Here is a 7,192-nt window from a genome sequence, read left to right on the forward strand (position 1 = left end):
ATTGTTGATACAGATCTATTTACATATCTAACTTTAAAATTAAGTATATTTAAGTGCATGTTTCAGTTATTTTCAGAGAGCTTTTCTCAAAAAATTTGGGCTAAGCAAGCAGCTGAATTGTCAATTTCGTACATCCCTTTCGATGAAAGGGATGTTTTGAATGCTTTAAGACAATACGCTCTACATCCTCATAAACTCTTAGCTCTTAATCCTAAATCCGAAGTAGTAACAGTGGTTAATAGAGTGCGGAGTCCACGTACTCTTTCAAACTTTCTTGTTTTAGATACGGATAGAACTATAGAAGAATATACTGCCCGCGTTGACCAATATGCCGAAGGACAAGAATGGGCGGTCATGTATTATGGATTATACGCTGCAACCCCTGTTCTATGGGATGTGGCAAAACAGTTTTCAGATCAATTAGCTCATTCTTTAGGTTTTAGGCCTGGTGGACGCGTAGATATTGACTGCTTCATCGGCCGATATTCCTCCACCCATGTTGGGATACATGTGGATCACGCTCATAATTTTGGTTTTACTCTACAGGATGGCAAAACAATGTTTGCATGGCCCAGTACACGAGAAGACCTCCAAGGGCTAAAATATCCTGAATATGAAGCGCATAAATTAACAGCAATTGCGCTGCAAAACCGTACAGACCGTGTTGCCTACTTTCCCCATGATGCTTTCCACGTTGCTGAAACTGGAAAAAATATCGCGGCAAATATCAATATTGCTTTTTGGGAAACAGCACACGATGCACAACATCATAAAAATTATGTCACGCATTTACTCCATCTTGATGATCGAACGCGACATGATATCCGCGCATCAGGAAGAGCAAATTTAAACCCTGATAATGCTTTTCAACACTCTGCACTAAACTCCGCCATCGCAAATGGTACCTTAAAACGCCATATGCTGGTTTCTCAATTAATTTGTGATACAAGTTCACGTTTATGTGTCAAGCGCCCCCTTGTTGACGTCTCCGAAATTGAAAATGAAATCACTCTTCGCCCACCTGCAACCCTGCAATGGGTGCCCTTAACTGAAACAAAAGAACTGCTCATCGCAGCAAATGGGCATTGCGCCAGTTTTGAGTATAGCTCTCATCTAGAACATTTCCTTTCTCAACTTTCATCAGGAAAAAAATTAGATCTAGCAAAATTAAATGATAAACCACATGACACAGCACAGAAGGAAATTTTAAAAGCTGTAAAAGCTTTAGCATGTTGGGGAGCATTGTGACAAAGAAAAAATCCATGATTTTTACCCAAATGGGGCTTTTCCTTGTTTTGGGCTTTAGCAGCTTTGCCGATGAAACAGCACAAGTTACATTTGCTCTCCACTTAGCAGAAAGCACAGCATCTATTTCAATGCTGCTGTTTGCAGGGCTTGTCGGGGCAATTTGTGCAGGCCCCATTGCACCACGTCTCTTACATCGCTTCCAACCAGCGCGAACAGTACCCATTGTTTTATTGTTTGAAGCACTCTTTATAGCCACAGCTGCAATCGCCAACCAATTTTGGGTTTATATTGCCCTTTCTTTCGCACTAGGTTGTGCTGGTTCACTCTTTTGGTCTGCTATCCTCGTTTCCGTCCCAGAATTTGCAACCAATGATCAGCAATTAGACCGTATCAACCGCATTATCCAAACAGTCCGTAATCTTGGCTATATTGCCGGACCATTGTTAGGAGGTGTATTGTATGGAATATCAAACGGGCAAAAAGGATTGTTTGTGTTGTCAGTCATGGTTCTTTTTGCTACCTTTATCACTCTCTTCTGTTTTAAAAGTTTTAAAATTCATACACAAACGACAAACACAACGCAAAAAAGCCAAAAAGGGCTAGATTTAACGGGTCTCTTGCGTAAAAAAAATGTTGTCTATGCTCTTTCTCCCCTCATCATTACCATCATCCTCACCTCTGCTCTCAACGTCTTATCGATTGTCCGCATCCGCACTGAGCTGTACTTCAGTGCAGAAACCTATGGGGTAATCACAAGCATGTTAAGTCTTGGCCTCGTGGTTGGTCCACTCTGTTTCTCCAGCCTTTTTCATCGCTTTGGTAATGCCGCTGGAGCATCACTTGCCGCTGTAATCATCGGCTTTGCAATTTTCTGCTTTTCCTTAACACATATTGTATGGTTAATGATGCTGTCATTTTTCATCCTTGGGGGTGCTAACGGCGTGCAAAATGCTCTGATGGCAAGTTTTATGATGAAAGCCATTCAGAAAGAACACCGAAACAACCAAATGCCTGCCTATATCTTTATCATACAAACAGCGGTGTGCCTTGGCTTTCTAGGAGCCGGTTTTGTAAAAGTGCATCACACCCAAAGCACACTGTTTATCATTGGCATCGCCACCATGATCACAGGCATCTTAGGTTTTATCATAAACCGCACTATGCAAAAAAAGGAATATGATAATGGTTAACGAACTTTGCTATCTTTGCTCTCAAGCAAACCATACACCACAAAAGGACATGACAATCACCCCTCGATAAAATCGTTGTATCTCCCATACAACCCCACACCAACCAATAAGACTTTGATGAACCACTCTTGAGTGTGGAAGAGCTAACAACCATTCCCAAAATTTAGTTTATAGCAAAATAGAAACCGGTTTAACATCATGCAACAAGATCCTATAGGCTTAAACTTTTACAATGGAACAGGCGGCTATGTGTGGCAACTGGCAGACTATATGCGACATGATTGTCATGAGAGCTCCCACACACTTGAATTGCAAAAACCAACGCCGCCCATAGCCATCAATTCTTTCGCTGTCTACCCACGTGAACTCAATCCTTTATCACGCGTTCAATGGGCAAAAGATGTACAAATAATAAAAAACAAACCAGCACTCATTGGCAAACGGCAAATACAACCCATCACCATTGTTTCTACAAAAGGAGCGACATTTGGCGGATTCGACTTTCCCACATTTGAAGCACTTCGTGAAAGCTGCCTTGTCCAATCACTGAGAGAAATACAATTCAATGATACTCTTCTTGCCCCTGGAAGTCTTTTGATATCACTTTTACAACACGGTCTCATCGAAACAGATCAAAAAGCATTTTCAGAAAATGATGCAACCGCTCTTTTACGAGAGCCAACATGTATTATCATAGATTCTTCTCTTGGCAGTCTTGCCATTAATCAACTCAATGGGCGTACAATCCGGCTTCATGAAAAAACAAAACATCTCTTAAAGCAAGCCACCACACCAATGCACATTCAACACCCGCTAGAGGATTCAATAAAGTTTCTTGTAAAAGCAGGAATGCTACGATTGATAAAATTATAAGGATAAAAAGATGCAGCTGATAAGACCTGGCATGGGAACAGAAAATAGTGCACAGCTCATTTATGCGCTTATTCAAATGGCAAGACCACGCACAGTCATTGAAATCGGTGCTGGTGATAGTACGCGCTTTATCGCAAGAGCACTCCAAAAAGCAAAACAAGCATGGCAACAGGATAAAAAGCTTCTAGAATCCGCCATTTGGGAAGAACGAACAGCTTTGCTTGACCCTTCAGGAATTCCTGAGAATTATGAACCTCGGCTTATCACCATTGATGATTTTACAGTAGAAGGTCAATCAGCAGAAGAAGCATGGCAAAAACTGCTTCAAGACGGTATTGAAAAAGACATGGTAACATTTATCCATGAGAATTTCTTCTCTCTCGATGATGAAACGCTCAAATCTTGGGGACCAATAGATTTTGCTTGGCTTGATGCTGGTACTCCCGCAGATGATGTGCGATTTGTTACCACAGTTTGGGAACACATCACCGCGGGTGGTTATCTTTGTCTACATGAACCAACCATAACAACAACAATTGCTCTCAATGGCGAACAACGGGTTCGACGCGTCAGAACTCCTTTGTGGGAAGAAATTCTCTACCGGCTTGATAATTCCTATGAGGCTTTAACACTCCCCGAAAACCACAAATATCGCCAAGGTGGTCTGGGGATTATTCGCAAACGCACCTCTGCCGAACAAATTGTACGCGCACAATCGCTACAAGCAGAACTCATAGAAATCAATGAACTGCCCATTCGCAATGATCTTTTGCCCATGGGGAAAGAAACCCTTCACAAACGCAATACCCGCAATTCACTGATCTCTGCCATGACGTCACCGACACTGCGTACTGTTTATGCCGCCATTATCCTTGGTGCAAAAAATCTTACTGATATCCTCAAACATGTCGATTCAGATGCCAAAAACATTCACAAATCCATCAATCGCCTTTTGAATCTCGGACTTATTCACAACACAACAGAAGGATTTCAAGCCGAAGAGACAGTGTGGAAAATGCTAGAAAATAAACATGAGCGGAATAGGGAAAATTTAAGCGACCGCCATTTAGAAACAGAAGAGATGCTATCAAAAATTGGTGAAGCCTTTCAGAAGGAAAAAATCTATAGCGAAACGGAAGTTTCCAAGATATGCAACCTCTTTACGATAGACTTTGCCCGATTACGACGCACTCTTGTTGAGAGAGGTTTTTTACAACGCCATGGAGGAAAATATCAACGCATGCGCTAAAAGAGAATTGAAAAATGATTAGCGAACGCTATCGTTTTTCTTCTCTATTTCAAGAGAATGAATAACCTTCCACTAAAAAAATATAATTTCATTAAAAGGTTACAAAATCATTCATCCCATTCATATGTTGACAATCTATGGAGATGAGATTAGCGTGCCCTCTTCGCAAGAGATGCAATGGGGAGGAACAAGAGTGCGGGATGCCAATTGGTTATCAAAAAGGATTGGGTGGTTATCAAAAAGAATTAGAAATAGTCAAAACCATCAGGAGAAGATATAGGATCAAGGTCTCAATGATCTTACGATTGTTGCGCGAACATCCGGGCACAGTGTTGTTGCTCAATCCAAATCATGCTCGATATTTCTAAAAACATCGTAGAAAAAACAATATTCTTGCATTGGACTGGCTAGTGAATCAAGAAAGATACTATTTCAACGAAATGTGCACAGCAGAAATAGGGCTGGCAAAACTTCCTCAAAAGATACAACAAAATGTCTTTGATCATTTAACAACACTTCTATGGAAATTCCATGGGCAAAAATAAAATTCCTTTTTTCATCTATAGCACAGTTTTTCTTTCTGAATTTTCCTTTTTCTTTGTACTCCCTCTGCTTGGAAACTCTTCTCTCATAACTGCTGCCAATGTTGCTTTTTATCTCGCTGGATCGGTAATCCTTGAAAGCATTCTCATGGTAACCACAACAGGTTTATTAGAAAGATTTTCGCGTAAACTCTTAATGGCTACCGCCTTTATTTTAAGGAGTAGCGCTTTTGTGTGCATTATCCTATCGCTCACACCTTCTGCATGGTTGATCTTTTTTACCTTAATGGCTTTTTCGAAAGCAATTTCAAAGCCATTTTTGAGAGAAATTTTATCAGAACATCTCAATGAAAATGCTCTTAAACGCGCATTAACTCTCTATTCTTTTTTTCAAAATGCTGCTGTCGTTATCGCCCCTCTTGTTGCAACGAGTGCCATAAAATACAACGCATCAACCTTCTTAATGGCTTTTTTTGCACTCATTGGTTTGTATCTTTGTGTTCTATCCATTCAAATTGTTTATCATTACCCGCATAAAACATTATCTCTTGAAAAGAATAAAAAAACAAAAAAAGCTCTTCTTTCTTCTTTAAAAACAATAATACATAATCGTTCTATTGCTTATTTGCTGGTCACGGCTTTGCTTTGTGCATTCCTCATGGGAATTTTCATCACCACCACAACACTTCTCAGTAAATTTGACAGCAATCTCGCCCCTTATAGTGGAATTTTCTTTTCAATTGTTGGCATCAGTATTTGTATCTGGCAAGGAATAATCAATAAACATCTCAGCCTTTCCGATAAATCAACTTTCTACCTATTATGGCTTATGGGAAGTTTCTCCTCATTTTTCCTCATGGGTGGGGTCTTTACCGCTGTGACTGCATTAATTGCCTACAGTGTCTATGAATCTGTCATGATTCCAGAAATATACTATCAAGCAGGGAAAACAACCCCATCCCTCTCTGCCAGTGTTCTTTTCAGTTATATTCTTGTTATTTCAAATATTGGCCAAGCCGCCGGCTCATGGACAAGTGGATGGATTATCAGCCATTTCAACAATCATATCGCTTTCACCTTTTGCATGATTGTTGGTGCCTCCGCCTTTGCTTCTTGCCTTTGCCTCATGCAAACGAAAAAATAAGCAGCTTCCATGTCACATATAGTTTTTGCAACCGGTGGCACAACAAGAGCACTCAAAACACTTCGCCATAAATCACTCAATTATGATTTTGAACACACTCTGCGGCAAAAAAGCTCAAAACGGTCTCTAAAGATTGCTCTGTAAACGCCGTTGCAAATTGTCTCATAGCTTAAAGGATTATGAGATAGACAAGCGTAAGGTAGCTACATTCTGCACGAATAATATTCTATTGATATCCATGTGCAACACAGCCAAATCATTTTTCTTATAATTTGCTCATTTCTGCCATGACCTCACCGACACTACGCGCTGTCTATACTGTTATTATACTTGGTGCTAAAATTCTTTCTGATATCCTCAAACTTGTCAATTCAGAGACCAAAAACATTCACAAATCTATTAATCGCCTTTTAAACCTTGGTCTTATTCAAAACACAACAGAGGGATTTCAAGCAATCGATAAATTATGGCAAGCGCTAGAAGATAAAAATGTACGAAATATGGAAATTTTTAGCGATCACCATTTAGAAACAGAAGATATACTTACAAAAATTGCAGAAGCATTTCAAATAGGAAAAACTATCGCGAAACGGAAACATAAAAAATATGTAGCCTTTTTACTTTAGATTTTGCGAGATTAAGACGAATCTTGGTGGAAAATGGATTTTTAAGACGATATGCAAGCAAATATCAGCGCATACGTTGAAAGAAAAAATTCAAGCATTTGAGTTTTTCTTATGCAGCGTTTTGTTTTTTTGTTTTCTGTAAAGAGAGTTTAGGCCAGCTATGCGCCCCCCTTAGTATTTAGTGGTATAGATAGTTTGGAGTTCAAGGAATTGTGTACAGTTTTTTGTTGCAAAAAGTTGCAGATTGTTTTGAGGATGAAGATATACAGGTACACATAGAACAAAGGGAGGGATGATATTAAAATCCAAGAGAATCTGAG

Annotated in this window: 7 protein-coding genes; all 7 read left to right on the top strand. The window is 39.8% G+C overall.

Annotation, left to right across the window (positions count from 1 at the left end; translation table 11 throughout):
• Positions 1–117 precede the first annotated feature (117 nt).
• Positions 118–1,248 (top strand): hypothetical protein, encoded by a 1,131-nt coding sequence (locus tag ACFIMS_RS07680; RefSeq protein ID WP_375696571.1) that lies wholly within the window; start codon positions 118–120, stop codon positions 1,246–1,248.
• Entirely contained in the window at positions 1,245–2,438 is a 1,194-nt protein-coding gene (locus ACFIMS_RS07685) for an MFS transporter (protein ID WP_375696572.1), read from the top strand. Before ACFIMS_RS07680 ends, ACFIMS_RS07685 begins: the two co-directional genes overlap by 4 nt.
• 198 nt (positions 2,439–2,636) lie before the next feature.
• A complete protein-coding gene (locus ACFIMS_RS07690; protein WP_375616924.1) occupies positions 2,637–3,311 on the top strand; it encodes a hypothetical protein in 675 nt (224 codons plus the stop codon).
• 10 nt (positions 3,312–3,321) lie between these two features.
• Entirely contained in the window at positions 3,322–4,560 is a 1,239-nt protein-coding gene (locus ACFIMS_RS07695; protein ID WP_375696573.1) for a DUF2087 domain-containing protein, read from the top strand.
• A gap of 531 nt (positions 4,561–5,091) precedes the next feature.
• Positions 5,092–6,246, top strand: coding sequence for an MFS transporter (locus ACFIMS_RS07700; protein ID WP_375627878.1), 1,155 nt, complete (start codon positions 5,092–5,094; stop codon positions 6,244–6,246).
• Between the two features lie 287 nt (positions 6,247–6,533).
• A complete protein-coding gene (locus ACFIMS_RS07705; protein WP_375638868.1) occupies positions 6,534–6,872 on the top strand; it encodes a hypothetical protein in 339 nt (112 codons plus the stop codon).
• A 26-nt stretch (positions 6,873–6,898) separates the two neighbouring features.
• Positions 6,899–6,952: a hypothetical protein gene (locus ACFIMS_RS07710; protein ID WP_375638870.1), complete on the top strand. Its 54-nt coding sequence runs from the start codon at positions 6,899–6,901 to the stop codon at positions 6,950–6,952.
• Positions 6,953–7,192 lie beyond the last annotated feature (240 nt).

Origin of the sequence: Bartonella sp. AP331QHHD (assembly GCF_042195905.1) — a bacterium.
Taxonomy (GTDB): domain Bacteria; phylum Pseudomonadota; class Alphaproteobacteria; order Rhizobiales; family Rhizobiaceae; genus Bartonella.